Consider the following 25,218-nt stretch of genomic DNA (forward strand, 5'->3'; position numbering starts at 1 on the left):
AAAAAACAGTGTTAATTAAGTGTCTTTCTCACTTCTAAGGTTGCTTGAACTAGGTGTTCTAAGCTTTCAACTACTTCTTTTTCACCGCGAGTTTTTAAACCACAGTCTGGATTAATCCACAATTTTTGGTTATCAATTTTAGCTAATAATTTTTCAATAGTTGCTTTGATTTCAGCAACTGGTGGTACGCGTGGTGAGTGGATGTCATACACACCAGGTCCAACTTCTGTTTTGAAGTTATTAGCTTTAAGTACATCAATTAATTGAAGATTTGAGCGTGATGCTTCAAATGAAATAACATCAGCATCCATCGCATCGATATCTTTGATGATGTCAGCAAATTCGCTATAACACATATGAGTATGAATTTGTGTATCAGCTTGTACTTTGCTGTGAACCAATCTAAATGCTGGAATTGCCCAATCTAGATATTCACTATTCCAATCAGCTTTACGTAATGGTAATTTTTCTTTTAATGCTGCTTCATCAATTTGAATGACTTTGATACCAGCCGCTTCAAGATCTAATACTTCATCACTGATCGCTAAACCAATTTGGAATACCGATTCTTTTTGTGAGATATCTTCACGAGGGAATGACCAGTTTAAGATAGTCACAGGGCCGGTTAACATGCCTTTAACTGGTTTATCAGTTAAACTTTGTGCATATTTTGAATATTCAACAGTAATTGGTTTTGAACGTGAAATATCACCCCAAACAATTGGTGGCTTAACGCAACGTGTACCATAAGATTGTACCCACGCTTTTTCAGTAAATACGAATCCGTTTAAGCTTTCACCGAAGTATTCCACCATGTCATTACGTTCAAATTCACCGTGAACTAATACATCAATACCGATCTCTTCTTGCAGTTTGATACATTCAGCAATTTTTTGTTTATTAAATTCGGTATATTCATTTAAACAAATTTCACCCTTTTTAAATTTAGCCCGATTTAAACGAACATCTGGGGTTTGTGGAAATGAACCAATAGTTGTAGTAGGTAATAATGGCAGATTAAAGGCTTTTTTCTGCTCAGCTTCACGCACTGAAAACTCAGGTAAACGAGTAAAATCAGACTCTTTTAATGCTGCTACTTTTTGACGAACTACTTGGTTAGCTCCTTCACGCTCACGGGTAAATAGTGTTTGATTTGCTTTATAAGCGGCATTATTATCTGGATTTGCTTCATTAAGTAATTGGCCTAATTCAGCAAGTTCTTGTAGTTTTTCTTGAGCGAAAGCAAAATAAGCACGTTGTTGAATAGTTAATTTAGTCTCATTTTGTAACGTATAAGGTACATGCAATAATGAACATGAAGTATTCACCACAACGTTTGCAGCTTTTTGTTTAATTTTAGCTAATAAAGTTAAGGTTTTTTTGTAATCATTTTTCCAAATATTTTTACCATTAACAACACCTGCAAATAATACTTTTTCAGCAGGGAAGCCATTATTTTCAAGTAAGGCTAAAGTTTGTTTACCTTCAACAAAATCAAGACCAACACCATCAAAAGGTAATGCAACAAGTTCTTTATAACAGTCACGTACATCACCAAAATAAGTTTGTAATACGACTTTAGTTTTACCTTTAACAGATAAAATAGCTTGATAAATTTCGTTAAATAACTCGATATCTTGTTGAGTAAGATCAGTCACTAAAATTGGTTCGTCAATTTGAATCCAATCAGCGCCAAGATCAGTGAATTTTTGAATGATTTCTTGATAAGCTTTAATAATATCAGCTTTAAAATCAACTAATTGCTTACTACCTAAGTATTGAGCTAATTTGAAAAAGGTTAAAGCACCAATGACAACAGGTTTAGTTTGAATGCCGAGTTCTTTTGCTTCTTGGTACTCATCAAATGGTTTGCTACTGGCAATTTTTATTTCTAGTGAATCTTCGATTTCAGGAACAAGATAGTGATAATTGGTATTGAACCATTTTTTCATAGCTAATGCGCGAACATCACCTTTATCGCCTTGATAACCACGAGCCATAGCAAAATAACGATCGAGTTCAGGTAAACCTAAATCTTGATAACGTTTTGGTACAACATTTAGTAAACATGCTGTGTCGAGAACTGCATCATAAAATGAGAAGTCATTTGATGATATAAATGCTATTTTTTGAGCAGCTTGTTGATTTAAATGTTCTGCACGTAGCGCTTTTGCTTCACTTAATAGTTCAGCTTGAGTTTTGTTTCCTTTAAAATAAGCTTCGGTAGCAAATTTTAATTCACGAAGCTTACCAACACGTGGATATCCAATAACAGCAGTATTCATTTTATTTTCCTTTCATTTCATCGCAGTTCTTTAGTAGATAAAAAGATAACAAAAAAAATTGTTATTGAATAATTATAGTTTTTTATGGATTGATATAGTTTTTAACTATAACAAAATAATCTAGCTTTTTTATCTAAATTAAAATTAGATATATTTATTTAATTTACTTTCTTGAACTTACATTGATCTGTCTATCATTAGGTAATGACCATCTTGGTGTTGTGACTGCTCAGTCGATTTTGAACTTTTTTATTATCGTTTTTTTCTTTTTTAACTGTAATGTCAATATTCTGTATTGCCTATTTAAGTCACGTAAACATTGGTTTGATTATCTTGCGGTTGGCTTATTGTATGCGGTTATTATTTTTATTCCGGTAAACAATTTCATGGTGGAAAAGACAAAGGAAGCTCGTCAATCACACTGGCTTGAGCGACAACTTAGTGATATAAAGGCGGAAAGAGTAGAGAAGATTAATCTAAATATTTTACAAATATGATTAATAATTAATTTATATAGTTAAGATTCAAAAACCTCCTATCTTGATTGGGATAGAAGGGGAGCAAACAATATTTATTTTTGCCATTCGCCTCGGATTGGTCTGGAAAAGTGCGCTAGAACTGCAATCATACAGATCTCGATAGAAACACCCCAATAAATATGGCCTAGAATTTCACTCCATAATTCATAGCCATTTAAATTCCACAACCAACCAATTGTTCCTTCTGGTGCGTAAGCAGGATGGCGGAAACCTAATAAAGGAATTAAAAATCCGTGCATGACAACGGTAATAATTAGACCATAAAACGCCCCATACCAAAGTCGGATTTTATTCCAAAAATAAGCAATAAATACATAAACAAAAGCAAAAGCGAAACTGAATAACCAGTGATAAAGAGTGACTGCACCCAAAACATTGGTTCCTTGATAAATATAATCAAGCGAGTGAGAATTGATGCCTAACCAACCAAGCCAAGCATCAATATGTGCCGCTGGTGGCGAAATTTCACCAGGAACTCGAGGAGGCATATTAACTTCAGATCCCCACTTTACTAATGAACTTATAAAACCACCAATAATTGTTGTCCAGATGATAATTTGACGATTTGTTTTATTTCCAAACATGTGACTTATTCCTTATGTTTAATAGATTTTCAAACGAGAATACACAATAATTTAGATCAATTTACTGCCACTTAACACTGCTGATTGTTTTATAAAATAATCGGTTACCTAAAACGATATTGTTTAGTTTTTTGATAACGATTTGGGATGGACTTCTGTATCTTTAATCAGTCATAATAGGCATAGCTATACCTATATAAACTAATCTTGAATAAATAATATACACGCTTAAATATAAATAATACATATTATCATCATAATTTTTAAAAATAACCATAAATGAGTTGTTATTAATTGATAATGATTCTCATTATCATGTATAATGCCGATATATCCATTTAGAGGTTTTAATTATGTTAAAAATATCTACAGTAAGTCTTGAAGAGATTAATAATACGGTTCATATTCCCAACCCTAATGCTGGTTTTTTTCGCAAACTGTGGGCTTTTTCTGGACCAGGGGCTTTAGTTGCTGTTGGTTATATGGATCCAGGGAATTGGATAACCTCAATTCAAGGTGGGGCTCTTTATAGTTATTTACTATTATCAGTAATATTAATTTCTAGCCTGATAGCCATGTTGTTACAAGCGATGTGTGTAAAAATAGGCATCGTTACAGGCATGGATCTTGCTCAAGCAACTAAATCGATGGTTGGTAGAAAAGTGGCTTTTTGTTTATGGATATCCACTGAATTAGCTATTATTGCCACAGAAATTGCCGAAGTAATTGGTAGTGCTGTTGCCTTAAACCTATTATTTGATATTCCATTATTAATTGGGGTTTTATTAACGGTATTTGATGTGGTTATTTTGTTAATTCTAATGCGGTTTGGTTTTAGAAAAATAGAAGCTATCGTTTTTTGTTTAATTGCGACAATATTTATTATCTTCACTTATGAAGTGTTAAGGGCATCTCCAGAATTCAGTGACATTATAAATGGTTTTATTCCTCGAACAGATATTTTTACTGCCTCAATCAAAGGCCATGATTCAGCATTGGTTATTGCGCTGGGCATTGTTGGTGCAACTGTTATGCCACATAATTTATATCTACACTCTTCTATCGTTCAAACCAGAAAATATGACAGAAAGAATCGAACTAGTCTAAAAGATGCAATTAAATATGCCACCATTGATTCCAATATACAGTTATCCTTTTCGTTCATCATCAATTGTCTATTATTGATTCTTGGTGCTGCCCTTTTTTATGGCAATAATCCCGATGATCTTGGTCGATTTACACAGCTATATGATGCTTTGAAAGACCCACATATGGTGGGGCCAGTAGCGAGTTCAGTTATGGCTACTTTATTTGCTGTGGCATTACTGGCATCCGGTCAAAATGCAACAATTACGGGTACATTGACAGGGCAAATCGTTATGGAGGGATTTATCAATTTATCGATTCCTCTTTGGGCAAGACGAATAATTAGTCGTGGATTGGCGGTGACTCCGGTTATTTTATGTATTTATATTTGGGGAGATAGAGAAAATATTGTCGAAAATTTATTAATTTATACTCAAGTATTTTTGAGCATCGCTTTACCGATATCCATGGTGCCTTTAATTTGGGTCACTTCAAATAAAAAAATTATGCAGGAGTTTGTTAACCGTAAGTTAACTACTATTTTAGGCTGGATAGCAACTATTTCGTTAGTGATATTAAATTTACAACTAATTTATGAAGTGATTAGTTCATTATATTAACTAATTATATATCAACTAATGATTGCTCAAAACCATTGATTCAGTTGTTATCAATGGTTTATATTTTTTCTTATCAATTGATGACACACCTTTATTGATTTGCTCAGTTATTAAGCAAAAGGATCCGTTTTAAAAGCTAGGTAAAATCTAGATAGCAACGTAATTCTAGTTAAAATAATAAAATTAAATCGTAATTTTATTTAAAAAGCTGTATTTATTTACAGTGTTTTTGTTGATATACTCGTACTAATTTTAATCAGCTGCATGTGTTTATTTAATTATTATGATAACTCAACTTACTATTAATAATTTTGCTATTGTCGATCAGTTGTTAGTTGATTTTACAACAGGGATGACCGCAATTACAGGTGAAACTGGGGCCGGTAAATCGATTGCGATTGATGCTTTAGGACTATGTTTAGGTAATCGTTCAGATGCCTCTGCCATTCGTAATGGTGCAGAACGAGTAGATATTTCAGCTAGTTTTATCCTTGATGACACACCAGCGGCATATGCATGGTTAACTGAAAATCAACTTGATGAAGGTAATGACTGTATTTTACGACGAGTCATCAATCAAGATGGGCGTTCTAAAGCATTTATTAATGGGCGAGCTGTACCTATTTCACAATTAAAAGATTTAGGACAAATGCTAATTCAAATTCATGGCCAACATGAACATCAACGTTTGTTAAAAAGTGATTATCAACAAATATTACTTAATCACTATATGCATGAACCAAATTTATTATCGCAAATGCAACAGGCCTATAAGCAATGGAAAACAGCTAGCCAAGCTTATCAACAATATCAATCCTCAAAACAAGAGCGTGATGCACATGTTCAATTATTGCAATATCAGTTAAAAGAATTAAATGAATTTTCGCCGATTGAAGGGGAATATCAACAAATTGATGAAGAATATAAAAAGTTAGCCAATAGTGAACAGCTAATTAGTCTTAGTCAACAATCGATGATGTTACTCGACGAAGCTGATGAGTACAATGTGAGTAATATGCTTAATAGTGTTAAACATATTATTAATGATTTAGCTGCACTAGATCCATCTTTAAATAATGTTTCAGCAATGCTAGAAGAAGCTACTATTCAAATTAAAGAAGCTTGCTATGAATTACGTCATTATAGTGAAAGTTTAGAGTTGGATCCGGCAAGAGTTATGCAACTTGAACAACGCTTATCAAAACAGATTGCTTTGGCACGTAAGCACCATGTGTCACCGGAATCGTTACCTGAATTACATCAGAGTTTACTTAATGAATTTAAACAGATTAATCAGCAAGATGAACAGAGTGAACAGTTAAAAGAGCAGATCAAAAAATATCAACAAATTGCTGTAGAATTAGCAACTAAATTACACCAAAAACGCTTAGCAGCTAGCAAAACATTAGCTAAAAAAGTATCGGCTACTATGCATGAATTATCTATGCCAAATGGTGATTTCAGTATTGATATAACATTCGATGAAAACCGCTTGAGTGAAGATGGTGCAGATCAGGTATCTTTTTTAGTTAGTACCAATGCTGGGCAAATTGCACAACCTTTAGCTAAAGTCGCATCTGGTGGTGAATTATCTCGTATAGCGTTAGCTATACAAGTTTTAACTGCACAAAAAATGGACACACCGGCACTGATTTTTGATGAAATTGATGTTGGTATTAGCGGGCCTACTGCCGCTAAGGTGGGACAGTTATTAAGACAACTTGGTGAATCAACTCAAGTTATTACTGTGACACATTTGCCACAAGTTGCTGGTCAAGCTAATCAACACTATTTTGTAAGTAAACAAACCAATGGCAAACAGACCGTTACTGATATGCAAAGATTAGATAAAAATGGTCGTTTAAATGAACTAGCTAGGTTATTGGGCGGCGATAAAATCACAGATGCAACATTAGCCAATGCGAAAGAGTTACTTATTATCTAATTTAATTATGGTAAAATAACGACTTTAATTTTGGACTGAGGATAGCTAGAATCATGAGCTTATCTGGTAAAAATATTTTATTAGGCATAACGGGTGGCATTGCTGCTTATAAATGTCCAGATCTTGTCCGCCATTTAAAAAAGGCCGGTGCACAAGTACGAGTTGTGTTGACAGAGTCCGCTAGCCATTTTGTCGCGCCAATGACTTTACAAGCGGTGTCTGGTAATGCAGTTTCAAAAGAGTTATTCGATCCTACAGCTGAACTCTCAATGAGCCATATTGAATTAGCTAAATGGGCTGATTTAGTATTAATTGCTCCGGCTACAGCAAATATTATTGCTAAGATGGCAAATGGTATTGCCGATGACCTGTTATCGACGATGTGCCTTGCAACGCCAGCCAAAATTGTCATCGCACCAGCGATGAATCAACAGATGTATAAAGCTGCCGCAACGCAGCAAAATTTAGCGACATTAGAATCACGCAATACATTAGTTTTAGGTCCAGATGAGGGTTTTCAAGCGTGTGGTGACATTGGTCCTGGTCGCATGGTTGAACCGACAACTATTGTTGAAAGTATTAATAACTATTTTTTAGCTAATTCTGAACTCGCGGGAACCACCATTACCGTCACAGCTGGTCCTACCATTGAAGAGCTTGATCCAGTCCGTTATATCAGTAATTATAGTTCTGGTAAAATGGGTTTTGCCATTGCAAAAGCGGCAGCCGAAATGGGGGCAACAGTAAACTTAATTAGTGGTCCAGTTAATTTAACAACACCTAACAATGTTAATCGCATTAATGTAAAAAGTGCTAAACAGATGTATGATGAAGCATTGGTTTTGGCAGAAAAATCTGCAATTTTTATCTCTTGTGCGGCTGTTGCCGATTATCGAGCAGAGACTATTGCTAAAAATAAAATTAAAAAAACTGATGATAGCAATGAACTTGTGATTAAATTAGTTAAAAATCCGGATATTGTTGCCAGTATAGCTGGATTAAAAGAACACCGTCCATTTGTCGTTGGTTTTGCCGCTGAAACGAATGATGTAAAGACCTATGCCCTTAAAAAATTAACTACAAAAAATTTAGATCTGATTTGTGCTAATGATGTATCGGACCATAATATAGGTTTTAACTCTGATCAAAATGCATTAACACTTTATTGGCAAAATGGCGAACAAACGTTACCATTAAGCAGTAAACAACAATTAGCAAAACAGTTACTTCAAGCAGTTATAACACGATATAAAGCGAGTCATGATGAAAAGAAAAATTGATATTAAAGTATTAGATAGACGTTTAGGTAATGAGTTTCCACTGCCAACTTATGCAACCGAAGGTTCAGCAGGTATCGATTTAAGAGCAATGTTTGATAAAACTACCGAAATCAAACCAGGCGAAACGATTTTAACTCCAACTGGTTTATCTATGCATATTGCTGATCCTAGCTTAGCTGCATTAGTGTTACCTCGTTCAGGACTTGGTTCAAAAAATGGTATTGTTCTTGGTAATTTAGTTGGTTTAATTGATTCTGATTATCAAGGCCAACTATTTGTACCCGTTTGGAACCGTAGCCAAACTCCATTTGTTATTGAAGCTGGTGATCGTATTGCGCAATTAATTATTGTGCCTGTGGTACAAGCAGAATTTAATATTGTTGATGAATTTGTTGAATCAACACGCGGTGAAGGTGGATTTGGGCATTCAGGTAAGAAATAATCGTGAGTAGCAAAAATAAAAATCGTAAAGAAGATATTCTGCAAGCATTGGCAGCTATGCTTGAATCTAATGAAGGTACGCAACGAATAACAACAGCTAAGTTAGCCGCAACGGTTGGTGTTTCTGAAGCAGCATTGTATCGACATTTTCCTAGTAAGACGAAAATGTTTGAGAGCTTAATTGTTTATATTGAAGATATTTTGCTTTCTCGTATTAATGTGATTATGCAAGATGAACCAAATACCTTTGCTCGACTGCAACTTATTTTAGCCTTAATACTTGGTTTTTCTGAAAAAAATCCTGGCCTGACTCGTATCATGACTGGGCATGCCTTAATGTTTGAACAAGAACAGTTACAAGATCGAATTAGTCAATTATTTGAACGAATCGAAACTCAGATAAAGCAAGTCATACGAGAAAGAAAAATTCGCGAAGGTATTGCTTTTAATACTGATGAACGTATTTTAGCTAGTCAATTGCTTGCATTTTGCGAAGGAATGATGGCACGTTATTCTCGTTCAGGTTTTAAGTATCTACCTACAACAAACTTTGAAACCCGTTGGGCTTTATTAGCAAAACAGTTAGTTTAACTCGACTTACTAACAATTATTGTTCTAACTATTTCTGTTATTATTACAGAGGATAATTTCATGAATTTTGAAAATATAACCAATCAGATTCTATTCTTTATAGAAAAATATGATGGGGTAGTATTAAGTTATGTAGCGCATTTTTGTTTTGCCATTCTTATTTTTATTATTGGCCGAACAATTGCTAAATTTGTTGCTCGTCAGCTAAGAAGAATATTAACTAATCGTCACGTTGATCCAACTGTAGTTAAATTTGTCAGTTCTTTATCCTATTACGCCATTATTGTAATGACTTTAGTTGCTGTACTGGGACAATTAGGTGTCCAAACAGCATCAATTGTTGCCGTGATAGGTGCTGCCGGATTAGCTGTCGGTTTAGCTTTACAAGGATCTTTATCAAATTTTGCTGCTGGCGTGATTTTAATTATTTTTCGTCCTTTCAAAGTCGGTGAGACCGTGGTTATTAATAACCAAAGAGGGGTGATTGATTCTATTCAAATTTTTTCAACGACTATTGTTACACCAACTAATGAAGTTGTTGTGATTCCAAATGGGCAAGTGGTTAGTGCTAATATTATTAACTATACCCGTTTGCCAGAAAGACGTTTAGATTTAGTCGTTAATGTTGGTTATGATTCAGATATTCAAAAGGTTTATCAAGTTTTAAATCAAGCAGTGAATAAAACGAATAATATCTTAACAAGTAAAGATTCAATTATCCGTTTGGATTTATTGGATGCTTCATCGATGAATTTTAATGTTTTAGTTTGGACTCTCAATGCCAATTATGGGTCAGTAAAGGCTGAACTGCTTGAAAATATTAAAAATGGCTTAACTGAAAATGGTATCAACATTCCATATCCAACGATGGATGTAAATGTAAACTCTCAATCATAATTTTCAACTATGGTATTCCGTTGTTGGTTAGCAACGGAATACAACACTTCTTTTTGCAGTTAGATATCTTGATCCATATTTAATGCTGGTTTATCACAGTCAGGACAACCAACGATTTTAGCTGGCACACCTGCCACCGTAGTATGTTTCGGTACAGGCTCTAGAACGACTGAACCGGCACCAATTTTAGCGCCTTTGCCAATTTCAATATTCCCTAATATTGTCGAATGGGCACCAATCATGACGCCTTCACGAATTTTCGGATGACGATCGCCATTTTCTTTACCGGTGCCTCCTAAAGTAACTGATTGTAGGATAGAGACATCATTTTCAATCACTACCGTTTCACCAATGACAATACCTGTTGCATGGTCAAACATAACACCACAACCTATTTGGGCTGCCGGATGAATATCAACACCAAAAACAATGGCAATTTGGCTTTGTAAGAAGGTTGCTAATGATTTACGATCTTGTTTCCAAAGCCAGTGTGCAATTCGATAAGCTTGTAATGAGAGGAAACCTTTATAATAGAGCAATGGCGTTGAATAGTAATTCGTGGCGGGGTCACGAACGTACACAGCTAGAATATCGGTAATGGCGGCATGGATAATATTATCATCAGCCTGATAAGCTTGTCTGGCTATCTCGCGGATTTCAATTGCAGGTACAACTTGGGTGGCAAGTTTATTGGCTAAAATGTAACTTAAGGCACTACCTAGATTTTCATGATTAAGTAATGTTGCATGGAAATAACTCGCTAACATTGGTTCACTTTCAACCAGTTTCGATGCTTCTTGTCGAATTGTTTGCCACAACATAGCTGGTTTAACAATTTTTTTGCTTGTATTCACGCCAAATACCTATATAGATTTAAACATTAGTTATGATATTTGGTATTGTTTCGCAAACAATGGATAGACGCAAGCTTTAATAGACAAACCGCTGATAATTTGTGAAATGGGAACCGATTGTTCCCATTTTTTTATTCGATTATTGAATTGTTATTGATTATTTGCTTGTTTATTATCACTTAAAGTAAATATCGCGATGCATGAAATGATTAGCACGATACTAGCAAGTATATAAAAAGTGGATGAATAGCCATGATTATCAAATAATTTACCCACAGGTTTTGACAACACAATAACCCCTAAATTTGACGAAATATTAAAACCAACCAAATAAAGTGTTGCTGAAAGTCTGGCATCAAAATTAGCTACAATATATTTGAACATAGCTAAAATAAACAGTGGAATTTCAATTGCATGAAATAGTTTGACCAAAGAGACTAAGTAGACATTATCTAAGCTTGCTGATAAACCAATTCGACAAATCATCACTAATGCCGCCACTAATAGTGATTTTTTAGCTCCCAATTTATTAATAAAATAAGGTGCAATAATCATACAACTTGCTTCAAGAAAAACTTGGAATGAATTTAAATAACCATAAATTTTATAACCGGTTTCCTCTTTTTCGAAAAAGCTGGTGTAAAAATTCGGGAATAGCTGCTGATCATAAATGGTATAAAAACTGAAAGTACCAATAATAAACACAACAAATAGCCAAAATTTACGAAGAGCAAAAAGTGATAATATTTCACTGATTGTTGGAATATTTGGCTTCGGCACTATTATTTGCGGTGTGTTGTTGCTTACCGATAATTTTTGTGTAGGTTTAAAAAATAAATTGATGATGAAATAGATAGCTGCGACGCCAGAAGCGAGCCAAAAGTTAATATGTGGATCAATGCCAAATGAAATACCGGCAACAAAAGTGGCAGCAGCATAGCCAAATGAGCCCCAAAATCTTGCTGGGCCAAATTCAAAGTCACATAAACGACTTATCCGCTCGATAAACGAGTCAATTAAAGCACTGCCCGATATAAAGCCCGCACTTAATACCGGTGCGCCGATACAAACACCTAATATAAAATCCTGCCTTAATAGTGGTTCATAAACATAAATCAAAAAAGGGCCAATCAGTATCATCATGATACTTTGAAAAGTAACAACCGCTTTTCCTATCTGTAATTTATCTTGAATGATACCGTAAAAGATCATAAAAAACATGGCTGCAGCCGAATTAGCTGCATACACAACCCCTAGTTGTTCTCCAGATAATCCAATTTTGCTTTTAAGCCAAATCGCATAAAAAGACCACCAAAGCGACCATGCAGCATAAAAGGTAATAAGATAGCCTGATGAGAACCAATAATTTTTATTTTTTATCATATCTATATTCATTTTTCATTCTCTTCTATTGGTTAGTTTAACGTTAACATGTTAATGTTAACATTATGGCCATAATTGAAATAAAATAGATAGAATCAGATTTCATAAATGTTACTTTCCTCACACTTTTTATCATTTTTATTTGTGGTATCATCACACTAACTAAATATTAATTGTTTTTATGCTGAGTAAAAGGATCCAACTATGGCTTCACTAAAGGATGTGGCTAAACTGGCATCTGTTTCATTAATGACAGTGTCTCGAGCGATCAATAATCCTGAAAAATTAAATAAACAAACTTATAAAAAAGTGAAGAAAGCTATTGAAGAATTAAATTATGTGCCTGACTTATCAGCACGTAAAATTCGAGGTGATAATTCAGGGCCACATGCTATTGGCGTGTTGGCCTTAGAAACGGCAACGACACCATTTTCAGTTGAATTACTTCAGGCAATAGAAAAAACGGCACAGCAACATGGTTGGAATACATTTATCGTCAATTTATTTGATGATAAAGATGCTGATCATGCGATTAATACGCTTTTATCTTATCGACCTAATGGTATTATTTATACCACAATGGGATTAAGAAAAGTTCAACTACCTGAAAAACTATTAGGTAAGAATCTAGTTTTAGCCAATTGTATTAGTGATTCAGAACAACTTGCTTGTTACATTCCTGATGATTATTCTGGTCAGTATCAAGCTATGCAAAACGTGATCAACAAAGGCTATAAAAAACCACTCTGCATCTATTTATCAGAAAATACCTTAGCCGGTAAAATTAGACGTAAAGCGGTTGAACAAGCATGGCTAGATGCAGGTAATGATTTAGCGGATATCAAAAGCTATCATACGTCTATATCCCCAGATAATCTTGCGTTAGAGTATATGATGACGGTAGAGATCTTAGCAAAACATTGTATTAAAAAACCTGATTTTGACGTATTGATCTGCGGTAATGACCGCATCGCTTTTGTTGCATATCAATTTTTACTTAGCAAAGGGTTTCATATACCGAAGGATATCGCCGTTCTTGGCTATGATAATATGGTTGGTACTGGTGAGCTTTTTTATCCTGCACTAACTACCGTGCAATTACCTCATTACGAAATAGGACAAGCTGCTGCCTTACATATCATTAATGGCCTAAGCGAAAAAAATGTCACGCATATCCCATCGCCTTATTTAGCACGAGAATCTGTCTAGAGAAAAAAAACCACCATATTATGGTGGTTTTTATTAGCGATTACTGATAAATAGATTTTAGTTGCCAGCTTTCTAATTTGCTAATTCTTGCTTGTCCATTTTCAGCAAATAAATTAATTAAGCGTGTAGCAGGTAATTTTGGATAAATACGACTTGAAAGACTATATAAATCTTTGTTGACGAAAACCTCGACTGATGATGCATCCACAAAAATATGCAATGTTACTTTTTTGTTTCTTGGTAATGGCACGCTGCGATAACCTTTTAAATCGAGTCCAGAAAGGCTTCGATCAAGAACCAGTCGATTAGATTGCAAGTCAATATACAATAATGTAGCTTGTTTACCATCTGGGGTAGCAGCGAGTTGTAAGCCAAAACGTTCGGCATTACTATTGGCTAAATCAATTTCAACATTAAGTTCACAACTAATTGACTCTATATTGGTATTTTTTAATTCATTATTTAATGTGATATTGGTTAATGATTGCGGTTTTTCTCGCAACGCTTCAAGTTCTTTCACTGGTCGGTTACGAACTTTGTTTTGGCGATCGAGGATTAATTCACGTGGTAAAGTAAATGCCCCCATCCATTTATCGTGTTTACTTGGCATTTTTGACTCCCACATATCCATCCATGCAAATACAATTCGGCGACCATCAGCGGCAAGAAATGATTGTGGTGCATAAAAATCATGACCAAAATCCATCTCTTGGAATGATTTAATGACGGTAAATGGTTTACCAGGTTGCCAATCGCCAACAATATAACCCGATTGGAATCGATTACGATATTGATAACCTTTAGCGTGCATGCCTTGCGGTGAAAACATCAAGATCCATTTATCACCCAATGGGAAAAAGTCAGGACATTCAAGCATATAAACATTAGGATCAATATCACTGATAAGCACTTGATCAAATATCCAATCTTTTAAGTCAGTTGAACGATAAAGCAATACTTGCCCAATGTCATTGGCTTCTCGTTGCCCAACCACCATCCACCATTTTCCTTGTTGTTGCCAAACTTTAGGATCACGAAAATGCATAATCCCTTCTTTTGGTGTCAGCACAGTACCATGTTTTTCAAAATGAATACCATCTTTACTGGTAGCAAGACATTGGGTTTCACGAATATGTTCATCATTACCTTGGCCATTTAGCCAGATATGACCAGTGTAAATTAAACACAGTTCACCATTATTATCTACGGCTGAACCAGAGAAACAACCGCTTTGGTCATAATCATGATCGGGTGCAATAGCAATAGGTAATCTTCGCCATGTAATCAGATCATCACTTACCGCATGACCCCAATGCATAGGCCCCCAATTTTCATCATAAGGATGATGTTGGTAAAAGGCATGATATTGCCCTTTATAATAAACTAAACCATTGGGATCGTTCATCCAGCCAGCTGGTGGTGCTAAATGAAAATGAGGGTAATACTGTTTATTTATTTGTTGTTCTAGTTTTTCTACAGCTTGGTTTGCTTTATCAATTGCAGTATTCATAACATTACCTTCGTTCAAATTGAGTTAAGTTAATATAATTACATACTACCTCAAAATAGTTGTTAACGTTAACTTATAATAAAATAACCGTTAATTTATGTGATACTAGTCACATATTTTTAACGTTAACAATGATTTTTTTTATCAATGATTTAGTTTATTATTAATATTGATTATCAGCATATCAATTAATTAGTCATTAATTAACTAATTTAATCGAAAAGTATAGTGCAATAACATTAATCGTGTTACATACATTCAATCCTTTTTAACAATAAAATGAGTGACAAAATGAAAAATACAAAAGTATGGTCTCTTGGTGATGCCGTTATTGACTTATTGCCATTTGGTGAAATGAACTATCGAGCCTGTGCTGGCGGTGCTCCAGCGAATGTTGCCATTGCGATAGCTAAGTTAGGGCTACCATCGGCTTTTATTGGTCGAGTCGGTAATGATCCATTTGGCCACTTTATGGAAAAAACTTTTTGTGAACATCATGTTGATTGTCAAAGTCTTGAAAAGGACGATGAGCATAGAACGAGTACTGTGGTAGTTGATTTAGGAGATAATGGTGAACGCAGTTTCACTTTTCTTGTTTCGCCTTCAGCTGATCAATTTTTATCTGAACAAGCATTGCCGGATTTTAATCAGGACATTTTACATTTTTGTTCTTTGGCGTTAGTTGGCACAACCTGTCGACAAACATTAAAAACAGCCATTGAAAAACTGACTGCCAAAAATGGCTTAATTAGCTTTGATATTAATTTGCGCGAACAAATGTGGCAGGATAAAAATGAAATGCGCACCATTATTACCCAATTTTGTCACGATGCAGATATTCTTAAACTTTCAGATGAAGAGCTATTTTGGTTAACGGAAAGCCAAGATTGGCATGTAGCACTTAATAAACTGCAACAACATTATAATGCACCGCTTAAATTAATCACTAAAGGTAAAGACGGTTGTATTGTGTTATGGCAAGGTAAAACGTTTAGTTTTGACTCTTTCCATGTTAATAGTATTGATACAACAGGTGCAGGCGATGCGTTTGTTGCTGGATTACTTAGCAGTATTGCTTCATCGGGAATGCCGGAAGATAAATTAATGTTAGAAAGTATGATGACGATAGCCAGCGCTTGTGGGGCATTGGCGACTACTAAAAAAGGCGCATTAACAGCATTACCGGATAGTGCATTTTTACAATCCTTTATTAGTGATAACCCAGCGCTAATGGCTAAACAAATGGTGTAAATAATGACAGAAAAACAAAAAATGCTAACAGGACTACTTTATGATCCTAGTATCGATGAACTTGAAAATGAACGGCTTTACGCCCAAGATATCTGTTTTCAGTTAAATCAATTATCGCCAAGTGCTATTGATAAACGGCAACAATTATTCAAGACATTATTAGGAAAAACGAAACGGAAATTTACCATAATGCCCGGTTTTCAGTGTGATTACGGCTATAATATTGAAATCGGCGAGGATTTTTTTGCTAATTTTAATTGTATTATATTAGACGCAGCTAAAGTAACATTTGGTGATAATGTCCTTGTCGCGCCTAATTGTGGTTTTTATACTTCAGGTCATCCACTTGATAGCCAAACAAGGAGTAGTGGATTGGAGTTTGCTAAACCGATTACGGTTGGTAATAATGTTTGGATTGGCGGTAATGTTATTGTATTACCGGGTGTAACAATTGGTGATAATAGTGTTATTGCTGCCGGAAGCATTGTTGATCGTGATATACCTAGCAATGTTATTGCTATGGGCACCCCTTGTCGTGTACATAAAACATTAAAAGCGCATTAATTGCACTAAATGATAGAGTGCATTTTTGCAATCATTTATAAGCGATAATCCTGCTTTATACGCTAAACAAATGGCTAATAAAATGACAGAAAATGAGAAAATATTAGCTAGTTTGTTGCTCGAGCCTTGTATCAATTTACTCGCGAATGAATAACTTTATGTGCAAGATATCTGTTTTCAGTTCAATAAACTTTTGTATAGCAAAATAGCTCTTTTAATGTAAACTATTTTAAATTTAAATTGTTGACAATATGGGGTTATGTATTATGATGCATGCAGATTTATGTTGATTGTTAAAAGGATTTTCTATGTCATTAAATGGCATTCGTCATGACTGGGTATTGTCTGAAGTAATGGATATTTTTCAATTACCTTTCAATGATCTTATTTTCAAAGCACAAACCATACATCGACAATATTTTGATGCGAATAAAGTACAGGTTTCTACCCTGTTATCAATAAAGACCGGTGCTTGTCCTGAAGATTGTAAATATTGTCCTCAGTCTATCCATCATGATACTGGCTTAGAAAAAGAAAAATTACTTGAAGTACAAAGAGTAGTTGAAGAAGCTAAAACAGCCAAAGCTATTGGGGCTACACGTTTTTGTATGGGTGCTGCTTGGAAGCATCCAACAAATCGCGATATGCCTTATCTTTTGGAGATGGTAAAAGGTGTTAAAGCTCTGGGGATGGAAACCTGCATGACTCTGGGACAATTATCCCAGCTACAGGCTTACGCATTAGCCGATGCTGGTTTAGATTTTTATAATCATAATTTAGATACTTCACCTGAGTTTTATCAGCAAATAATTACTACTCGTACATACAGTGAGCGTTTACAAACATTGGCTTATGTAAGAGAAGCTGGTATTAAAATTTGCTCGGGTGGTATTTTGGGTATGGGGGAAACTTTAAGAGATCGAGCCAATTTATTGATACAACTTGCCAATTTAGACGAACACCCAGAAAGTGTTCCCATTAATAATTTAGTCAAGGTTAAAGGTACTCCGTTAGCAAATGAAAAAGATATTGAACCATTTGATTTTATTAGAATGCTAGCTGTCGCTCGTATTATGATGCCTAAATCTTATATACGCTTGTCAGCAGGAAGAGAACAAATGAATGAGCAAATGCAAGCACTGGCTTTTTTAGCCGGTGCTAATTCAATATTTTATGGTGATAAGTTATTAACTACATCTAATCCGCAAGTCGATAAAGATAATGCTTTATTTTTTAAATTAGGAATTAGTCCAGAAAAGAACCAAGATTATAGCGATGAGGTACATAAGGCAGCTATTGTGCAGGCAATTAGTGAGCAAGTGCAAAATAATCAATCTAGCGATAATTCTTAAGATTTAAATATAAGAACATTAATCTTAACTTTTTGGCCGTATAGCTATAATTTTATGCAGGTTTGTCTTGCCCATAGATCGATAGCAAATACGTCTTCAATCGTGGTTGGTTCAGGAAAATCAAGTGCTTCTAAAACTGTTGATACCTGTTTAGCAATATCCATAAAGCCGATTTTGTTTTGAAGAAATGCCTCTACAGCAATTTCATTAGCCGCATTAAGTGCCGTAGTCGCGGCTTGTCCTTGATTAAATGCATCAATCGCTAATTTTAAACAAGGATAGCGATTAAAATCAGGTTGAGTAAAAGTGAGTGATGAAATTTTAGTAAAATCTAATGCTGGGACCGTTGAGGAAATTCTATCTGGATATGACATAGCATAGGCTATTGGTGTACACATATCAGGCATTCCGAGCTCGGCAATTACGCTACCATCTTGGTAACGAACCATTGAATGTATTATTGATTGTGGATGAATTATAATTTCCATCTCGTCAGCACTAGCATTAAATAGCCAACGGGCTTCAATATATTCTAGTCCTTTATTCATCATGGTAGCCGAATCGACAGAGATTTTCTTACCCATTGACCAGTTAGGATGAGCAATAGCTTGTTCGGGTGTGACACTAGATAATTGATTGAGTGGTAAATCTCTAAATGGTCCTCCAGAACCCGTTAGGACAATTTTAGTGATACCATAATCGGTTAAATTAGCAAATCCTAAATTTTGTTGGACTGTTGTAGGTAGGCTCTGAAAGATTGCATTGTGTTCACTATCAACAGGCAATAGCTGTGCACCATATTGTTTGACTGCCTGCATAAATAAATGACCACAAGTTACCAAAGATTCTTTATTTGCTAATAAAATTCGTTTGCCTTTCTTTATGGCGGCAAGGGTTGGTTTTAATCCTGCAGCCCCGACTATAGCTGCCATAACCATATCTACTTCAGTAAGCTCAGCTAAATCGCATATAGCTTGTTGACCATGTAATACTTCAATATTTAATTTTAGCTCAAGCAGATTTTTTCTAAGTTGCTGTGCCGCCTGTTCATCAGCCATTGCGACATAATTTGGTCTAAATTCTAAACATTGTTCAGTCATTTTGCCAACATTCTGCCCACCAGTTAAAGCAAATGCTTTAAATAGATCTGGATTTTGTCGAATAACGGCCAAAGTGCTGCAACCTATTGAACCAGTTGAGCCTAAAATTGTGATATTTTTCATATTAGTAAATTAAACTTATGTTGTTTTCATTAAAAAAAGAGACAAATTGCTCATCCGGCAGTTTATCAGTAATTATCTGATCGAACAAAGTCAATTCACTAATAAATGCCGGCTTTATTTGATTAAATTTAGTATGATCGGCAATCAAGATTTTTTGCGCTGATTTTTTCATTGCTTGTTGCTTCATCTCTAATTCTTCAAAATGATAACAAGTTACCCCTTGTTGCAAATCAATACCTGCTGCTGAAATAAAGGCTTTATTCGGACAGATAGAATCTAACTGGTTGGATTGATGTAAACTTGTAAAGATAGCATTATTTGGTTGGAATTGACCACCGCATAAAATGATCTTACATTTAGGTTTATGTTGTAGTGCCAATAAACTATTTAATGAATAACAGATAGCAGTAAATGCAATATCATTATCTATTGCGTTAATGATAAAAGGCATGGTGGTGCCACAATCAAAAAATATTGTGTCGTTTTCATTGATAAATTGACTAACAAGTTTTGCAATATAAGCTTTTTCTTCAACTTGCTTATCCTGCTGATCTGAAACGAAATACTTTGCGATTGAATGACGGTCTTCATTGACAATATAGCCACCTAAGACAATTAATGAGGAGGGGAAATTGTTAAGATCACGTCTGATAGTCATTTCTGACACGGCTAATTTTTCAGCCGCTGCTTTTAAATGGATCTTGTCAGTGTTTTTTAGGATTTCAAGGAGTTCATTTATTCTTTTTTGTGGTTGAGTTTCCATTGTTTTTCCTAAATAACAATAAGCTACATAATATATATGTAACTTATTGTTATGATTGATTAGTAATTGCTAGATGATGTACTGCTACCTGAAACGATTGCAATACCAGCACTTGCGCCTAAACGATTTGCACCAGCTTGAACCATTTTTTCGGCAGTCATACGATCACGAATACCACCAGACGCTTTCACGCCCATATTTTTACCGACCGTTTCACGCATTAATTTTACATCTTCAACTGTTGCGCCAGAAGTACTGAAGCCGGTAGATGTTTTGACAAAAGCAACGCCAATATCTTTACAAATTGTACAAACTTTAACAATTTCTTCTTTGGTTAATAAGCAAGTTTCTAAGATAACTTTTAATGGTACAGAACCGCAGGCTTTGAATACTGCTTCGATATCATTTTTAACTGCATTCCAATTATTGCTTTTTAGCCAACCGACATTGATTACCATGTCAATTTCTTCTGCACCAGCTTTAACAGCCATTTCTGTTTCATAAGCTTTAGCTGACGTAAGCATAGCACCAAGTGGAAAACCGACTACTGAACATACTTTTACATCACTACCTTTTAATAACTCTGCCACTAAAGGGACATAGCCAGAATTAACGCAGACAGAATAAAAATGATATTCTTTTGCTTCATCACAGAGTTTTCGAATCTGATCTTCAGTCGCATTCATCGCTAATAAAGTATGATCAATATACTTTGCATAATCCATAAAGGTTTCCTTAAATTTTTTATTAATGTTAAATCTAGTTAATGTTGTTAATTTCTAAATAGTAATGTTATAAAAATAACAAATATAAACAAATAATGTTACTTTAATAACATTATATCGCTAATTTATGAGAATTTGAAATACAACAACTAGTATTAATATGTTAAAGAAATAAATAAAAACGCCCAGTTTAATAAAACTGGGCGTCAAAATGATATTTATGAATTTTTGAAATAGATTAGAATTCCATTAATTCTTTCTCTTTCTCAGCAAGTACTGCATCTAATTTTTTAATAGCAGCATCGGTTGCTTTTTGAATTAAATCTTGTGATTTACGTTCATCATCTTCAGAAATTTCTTTATCTTTCAATAATGCTTTGATTTGATCATTGGCATCACGACGGATATTACGGATCGATACACGGCCTTGCTCTGCCTCACCACGAACAATTTTAGTTAAATCACGACGGCGCTCTTCAGTAAGCGGTGGCAGAGGAACTCGAATAACGGTCCCCGCTGATGCCGGATTTAATCCTAAATCTGAAGTTAAAATTGCTTTTTCAATTAATGGTGTTAATGATTTATCAAATACTGTAATTGCAAGGGTTCTTGCATCTTCAGCAACGATATTGGCTAATTGACGAAGTGGTGTTGGGCTACCATAATACTCAACCATAATGCCATCTAATAAACTTGGCGATGCACGACCAGTTCTAATTTTAGAAATATGATTCTGAAACGCATCAATACTTTTTTCCATGCGCTCTTGCGCTTCTTTTTGAATCTCATTTAGCATAATAAAAAACCTTTTTAAATAAATAAGACTAGCAGCTAACTGTAGCCTGATTATTGATTAATGTTCCTTCTGATTCGCCTAGAATGACGCGACGTAATGCGCCGGGTTTATTCATATTAAACACACAAATTGGTAGATTATGATCACGTGCTAATGTAAATGCGGCTAAATCCATCACTTTTAATTCATCATCTAACACTTTCTCGTAATTAAGTGTTTTATAAAGTGTTGCATTAGGATTTTTTACGGGATCGGCTGAATAAACACCATCAACTTTGGTTGCTTTTAAAACCACATCAGCTTCAATTTCAATACCTCGTAAACAGGCTGCTGAGTCAGTTGTGAAAAATGGGTTACCGGTTCCAGCCGAAAGGATAACGACCTTACCATGTTTAAGCAAGCTGATTGCTTCAGTCCAGCGATAATCATCACAAACGCCGTTTAATGGAATTGCCGACATCAAACGGGCATTAACTTCAATTCGGTGCAACGCATCACGCATAGCAAGACCGTTCATTACTGTGGCAAGCATACCCATATGGTCACCAACAACACGGTTCATACCTGCTTTAGCAAGTCCTGCACCACGAAATAGATTACCACCCCCAATAACAACAGCAACCTGAACTCCCATATCGATAAGTTCTTTAATTTCTTGTGCCATACGATCAAGAACGGTTGGATCAATACCAAAACCTTCATCACCTTGCAGCGCTTCACCACTAAGTTTAAGAAGGATACGTTTATAGAAAGGGGTTACCATATGAAGTCTCACTATTTCGTTATTTAATTACTTAAAAAGCTAGCATAACTAGCTGGCAATCATTTTAAAATATTTTGTGGATAAACAAAACCGCCATGAAGGCGGTTTTAATAAAACAATTAAGATTGTTTCGACATCGCAGCCACTTCTGCCGCAAAATCAACTTCGACTTTTTCGATACCTTCACCCACTTCAAAGCGGATAAATGATGCAACAGTCGCTTTTTTCTCAGCAAGTAAATCACCAACTGTTTTGCTTGGATCCATTACAAATGGTTGACCAGTAAGTGATACTTCACCAGTGAATTTACGCATACGGCCTTCAACCATTTTTTCTGCGATTTCACGAGGTTTACCAGATTGCATTGCAATATCAATTTGAATATTACGTTCATGCTCAACCACATCTGCAGGTACATCGCTAGGGTCAACATATTCTGGTTTGCTTGCTGCAATGTGCATTGCAATGTGTTTAACTAATTCTTCATCACAACCACTGTTAGCTGCAACTAAAACACCAATACGTGCACCGTGTTGATAACTACCAACTACATCGCCAGTGATTTGTTGAACACGACGGATACCGATGTTTTCACCAATTTTTGCAACTAATGCAGTACGTTCTTCTTCAAATTTTGCTTGTAAAGCTGCGATATCAGTGATTTGATCATTTAAAGCAGCTGTTGCTACTTTATCACTGAATTCTAAGAAACCAGCATCTTTAGCAACAAAGTCAGTTTCACAGTTAATTTCTAAAATAACACCAACTTTTTTATCTGCTGAAATTTTAGAAATAATTACACCTTCAGCTGCCACACGACCAGCTTTTTTAGCTGCTTTGGCTTGACCTGATTTACGCATGTTGTCGATAGCAAGATCGATATCACCATTTGCTTCAACTAATGCTTTTTTACATTCCATCATACCTGCGCCAGTTCTTTCGCGCAGTTCTTTTACCATAGAAGCGGTAACTTCAGCCATTTTAAAATCCTCTATTTAACCATTATGATGATTTTCATTAGAATGGGTCGACGATATTATCGACCCTGAAAATATTTGAGTTTATTATTCTGCTGCTGGAGCTTCTTCAACAAAGCTTTCTTCAGATACTGGAGATTGATTTTGTTCACGACCTGAACGTACTGCTTCAGCAACTGCATTTACATATAATTGAATTGCACGGATTGCGTCATCATTACCAGGAACAATGTAATCAATACCATCTGGATCTGAGTTAGTATCAACAACAGCAATGACTGGAATACCTAAATTGTTAGCTTCTTTGATTGCGATATGTTCATGGTCTGCACCAATAACAAAAATCACATCGGGTAAGCCACCCATATTTTTAATTCCACCCAAGCTATTTTCTAATTTAGCCATTTCACGAGCACGCATAAGTGCTTCTTTCTTGGTTAATTTATCAAATGTACCATCATTAGCTTGTGTTTCTAAATCTTTTAAACGTTTGATTGATTGACGTACTGTTTTCCAGTTAGTCAACATACCACCTAACCAACGGTGATTAACGTAGTATTGTCCACAGCTTTCAGCTGCTTGTTTAATTGCTTCACTTGCAGCACGTTTTGTACCAACAAATAAAATTTTACCTTTACGCGCAGCAACTTTGTTTAATTCAGCTAATGCTTCATTGAACATTGGTACTGTTTTTTCAAGATTGATGATGTGAACTTTGTTACGAGCACCAAAAATAAATGGTTTCATTTTTGGGTTCCAATAACGAGTTTGGTGTCCAAAATGTACACCTGCTTGTAACATATCGCGCATTGATACTGTAGTCATGATTTCCTCATTTTTACGTTGGGGTTATGCCTCCACATATCCGCTTTATCCGACCTTATTACTTTAAGTAAAAGGCACCCCGGCAAAGAGTAATGATATGTGTGTGTTATAACGTTAATTAATTATTAAATTTTATGCTGATGTTTCATTATTATTTTCAATAAAAATAATCTGAAATATAGCGCGCGTTTTATACCACATTTAAATGAAGATTACCAGAAGTATTTATTTTTATAGGTGGTGAAATATTGTTTTTTTATTAAAGGTTGTGGATTTGGTCTGGAAAAATAAAGATATAAGCTAACAAAGTCAATTTATTAGCTTATATTAAAAAAGTTGCTTGTTGCTTTAAATCATTAAGCCTTTTTAACAAAACAGGCTTTAAGCATTACTTTCATGCCATCGATTTTACAATCAATTTCGTGATCACCGTCTACTAGACGAATGCCTTTAGCTTTAGCACCCTTTTTGAGGACGGTTGATGAGCCTTTTAATTTTAAATCTTTAATCAAAATAATATCATCGCCATCAACTAACAAATTGCCATTGCTATCTTTAACTTGTAATTCATCTGTTGTCGAAGTTTCTTGATTTGGATCCCATTCGTGTGCACATTCCGGACAAACATAAAAAGTACCATCGTGGTAAGTGTGTTCAGATTGGCAAGCTGGGCAATTAGGTATAGATTCCATAGTTTTTCATTAATCCAAATTAAATAAAATGACGCCCACTATAGCAAAAAAAGACTGTTTAGT

24 protein-coding genes are annotated in these 25,218 nt (G+C 35.0%); 11 read left to right on the forward strand and 13 right to left on the reverse strand.

Translation table 11 applies throughout. The features are described 5' to 3' along the window. Positions 1-11: 11 nt before the first annotated feature. On the reverse strand, positions 12-2,285 hold the full coding sequence (gene metE, locus AC5LWZ_RS01900; protein WP_294893229.1) for a 5-methyltetrahydropteroyltriglutamate--homocysteine S-methyltransferase: 2,274 nt from the start codon (positions 2,283-2,285) through the stop codon (positions 12-14). 182 nt (positions 2,286-2,467) lie between these two features. Here metE and AC5LWZ_RS01905 point away from each other — a divergent pair, with 182 nt between their 5' ends. Beyond that, positions 2,468-2,782: a hypothetical protein gene (locus AC5LWZ_RS01905; RefSeq protein ID WP_294893230.1), complete on the forward strand. Its 315-nt coding sequence runs from the start codon at positions 2,468-2,470 to the stop codon at positions 2,780-2,782. A gap of 74 nt (positions 2,783-2,856) precedes the next feature. On the opposite strand, the gene AC5LWZ_RS01910 is transcribed toward AC5LWZ_RS01905, so the two are convergent. Beyond that, positions 2,857-3,408, reverse strand: a complete 552-nt coding sequence (locus AC5LWZ_RS01910; RefSeq protein ID WP_110448736.1) for a YagU family protein — start codon at positions 3,406-3,408, stop codon at positions 2,857-2,859. A gap of 353 nt (positions 3,409-3,761) precedes the next feature. Here AC5LWZ_RS01910 and AC5LWZ_RS01915 point away from each other — a divergent pair, with 353 nt between their 5' ends. The 6 genes from AC5LWZ_RS01915 (at position 3,762) to AC5LWZ_RS01940 (ending at position 10,268) form a co-directional block, all read left to right on the forward strand. Further along, the gene (locus tag AC5LWZ_RS01915; RefSeq protein ID WP_110448735.1) at positions 3,762-5,114 is read left to right on the forward strand and encodes an Nramp family divalent metal transporter; all 1,353 of its coding nucleotides are present in this window, start codon (positions 3,762-3,764) and stop codon (positions 5,112-5,114) included. 283 nt (positions 5,115-5,397) lie between these two features. Beyond that, positions 5,398-7,059, forward strand: coding sequence for a DNA repair protein RecN (gene recN / locus AC5LWZ_RS01920; protein ID WP_493463882.1), 1,662 nt, complete (start codon positions 5,398-5,400; stop codon positions 7,057-7,059). Between the two features lie 50 nt (positions 7,060-7,109). Next, a complete protein-coding gene (coaBC, locus tag AC5LWZ_RS01925; protein ID WP_493464169.1) occupies positions 7,110-8,339 on the forward strand; it encodes a bifunctional phosphopantothenoylcysteine decarboxylase/phosphopantothenate--cysteine ligase CoaBC in 1,230 nt (409 codons plus the stop codon). Beyond that, on the forward strand, positions 8,323-8,781 hold the full coding sequence (gene dut, locus AC5LWZ_RS01930; RefSeq protein WP_110448732.1) for a dUTP diphosphatase: 459 nt from the start codon (positions 8,323-8,325) through the stop codon (positions 8,779-8,781). Before coaBC ends, dut begins: the two co-directional genes overlap by 17 nt. 56 nt (positions 8,782-8,837) lie before the next feature. Then, complete coding sequence (slmA, locus tag AC5LWZ_RS01935; protein WP_493464170.1) at positions 8,838-9,371, forward strand: nucleoid occlusion factor SlmA; 534 nt, start codon at positions 8,838-8,840, stop codon at positions 9,369-9,371. A gap of 60 nt (positions 9,372-9,431) precedes the next feature. Next, a complete protein-coding gene (locus AC5LWZ_RS01940; RefSeq protein WP_198201581.1) occupies positions 9,432-10,268 on the forward strand; it encodes a mechanosensitive ion channel domain-containing protein in 837 nt (278 codons plus the stop codon). Between the two features lie 59 nt (positions 10,269-10,327). Here AC5LWZ_RS01940 and cysE read toward each other — a convergent pair whose 3' ends face one another. Next, positions 10,328-11,089 carry a serine O-acetyltransferase gene (gene cysE, locus AC5LWZ_RS01945; RefSeq protein ID WP_110448844.1) on the reverse strand — a complete coding sequence of 254 codons (762 nt, stop codon included), beginning with the start codon at positions 11,087-11,089 and terminating at the stop codon, positions 10,328-10,330. A gap of 183 nt (positions 11,090-11,272) precedes the next feature. Then, complete coding sequence (locus tag AC5LWZ_RS01950) at positions 11,273-12,517, reverse strand: oligosaccharide MFS transporter (RefSeq protein ID WP_493463883.1); 1,245 nt, start codon at positions 12,515-12,517, stop codon at positions 11,273-11,275. Between the two features lie 192 nt (positions 12,518-12,709). Between AC5LWZ_RS01950 and AC5LWZ_RS01955 the strand changes: the two genes are divergently transcribed. Next, positions 12,710-13,714, forward strand: a complete 1,005-nt coding sequence (locus AC5LWZ_RS01955) for a LacI family DNA-binding transcriptional regulator (RefSeq protein ID WP_110448728.1) — start codon at positions 12,710-12,712, stop codon at positions 13,712-13,714. A 40-nt stretch (positions 13,715-13,754) separates the two neighbouring features. Here the strand turns inward: AC5LWZ_RS01955 and AC5LWZ_RS01960 are convergent, their stop codons facing one another. Further along, on the reverse strand, positions 13,755-15,224 hold the full coding sequence (locus tag AC5LWZ_RS01960; RefSeq protein WP_294883987.1) for a glycoside hydrolase family 32 protein: 1,470 nt from the start codon (positions 15,222-15,224) through the stop codon (positions 13,755-13,757). A gap of 291 nt (positions 15,225-15,515) precedes the next feature. On the opposite strand from AC5LWZ_RS01960, the gene AC5LWZ_RS01965 reads away from it, so the two are divergent. The 3 genes from AC5LWZ_RS01965 (at position 15,516) to bioB (ending at position 18,391) form a co-directional block, all read left to right on the forward strand. After that, positions 15,516-16,475, forward strand: coding sequence for a PfkB family carbohydrate kinase (locus AC5LWZ_RS01965; protein ID WP_493463884.1), 960 nt, complete (start codon positions 15,516-15,518; stop codon positions 16,473-16,475). Then, the gene (locus tag AC5LWZ_RS01970) at positions 16,476-17,039 is read left to right on the forward strand and encodes a sugar O-acetyltransferase (RefSeq protein WP_367275189.1); all 564 of its coding nucleotides are present in this window, start codon (positions 16,476-16,478) and stop codon (positions 17,037-17,039) included. It begins immediately after the preceding gene. Between the two features lie 308 nt (positions 17,040-17,347). Then, positions 17,348-18,391, forward strand: coding sequence for a biotin synthase BioB (gene bioB, locus AC5LWZ_RS01975; RefSeq protein WP_493463885.1), 1,044 nt, complete (start codon positions 17,348-17,350; stop codon positions 18,389-18,391). A 44-nt stretch (positions 18,392-18,435) separates the two neighbouring features. On the opposite strand, the gene ispC is transcribed toward bioB, so the two are convergent. From ispC to AC5LWZ_RS02015, 8 genes are all read right to left on the reverse strand, one after another. After that, on the reverse strand, positions 18,436-19,614 hold the full coding sequence (gene ispC / locus AC5LWZ_RS01980; protein ID WP_086363554.1) for a 1-deoxy-D-xylulose-5-phosphate reductoisomerase: 1,179 nt from the start codon (positions 19,612-19,614) through the stop codon (positions 18,436-18,438). A 1-nt stretch (position 19,615) separates the two neighbouring features. Then, the gene (deoR, locus tag AC5LWZ_RS01985; RefSeq protein WP_493463886.1) at positions 19,616-20,377 is read right to left on the reverse strand and encodes a DNA-binding transcriptional repressor DeoR; all 762 of its coding nucleotides are present in this window, start codon (positions 20,375-20,377) and stop codon (positions 19,616-19,618) included. A gap of 59 nt (positions 20,378-20,436) precedes the next feature. Continuing rightward, the gene (gene deoC / locus AC5LWZ_RS01990; RefSeq protein WP_493463887.1) at positions 20,437-21,102 is read right to left on the reverse strand and encodes a deoxyribose-phosphate aldolase; all 666 of its coding nucleotides are present in this window, start codon (positions 21,100-21,102) and stop codon (positions 20,437-20,439) included. Between the two features lie 238 nt (positions 21,103-21,340). Continuing rightward, a complete protein-coding gene (gene frr / locus AC5LWZ_RS01995; RefSeq protein WP_065579130.1) occupies positions 21,341-21,898 on the reverse strand; it encodes a ribosome recycling factor in 558 nt (185 codons plus the stop codon). A gap of 28 nt (positions 21,899-21,926) precedes the next feature. Next, positions 21,927-22,661, reverse strand: a complete 735-nt coding sequence (gene pyrH / locus AC5LWZ_RS02000) for a UMP kinase (RefSeq protein WP_493463888.1) — start codon at positions 22,659-22,661, stop codon at positions 21,927-21,929. A gap of 119 nt (positions 22,662-22,780) precedes the next feature. Then, positions 22,781-23,641 (reverse strand): translation elongation factor Ts, encoded by an 861-nt coding sequence (gene tsf, locus AC5LWZ_RS02005; RefSeq protein WP_110448719.1) that lies wholly within the window; start codon positions 23,639-23,641, stop codon positions 22,781-22,783. Positions 23,642-23,725: 84 nt separating this feature from the next. Then, positions 23,726-24,463, reverse strand: coding sequence for a 30S ribosomal protein S2 (gene rpsB, locus AC5LWZ_RS02010; RefSeq protein ID WP_198201589.1), 738 nt, complete (start codon positions 24,461-24,463; stop codon positions 23,726-23,728). 356 nt (positions 24,464-24,819) lie between these two features. Further along, entirely contained in the window at positions 24,820-25,155 is a 336-nt protein-coding gene (locus AC5LWZ_RS02015) for a zinc ribbon domain-containing protein YjdM (RefSeq protein ID WP_065579134.1), read from the reverse strand. Between the last annotated feature and the right edge of the window lie 63 nt (positions 25,156-25,218).

This window comes from Gilliamella sp. LMG 34362 (assembly GCF_984569125.1).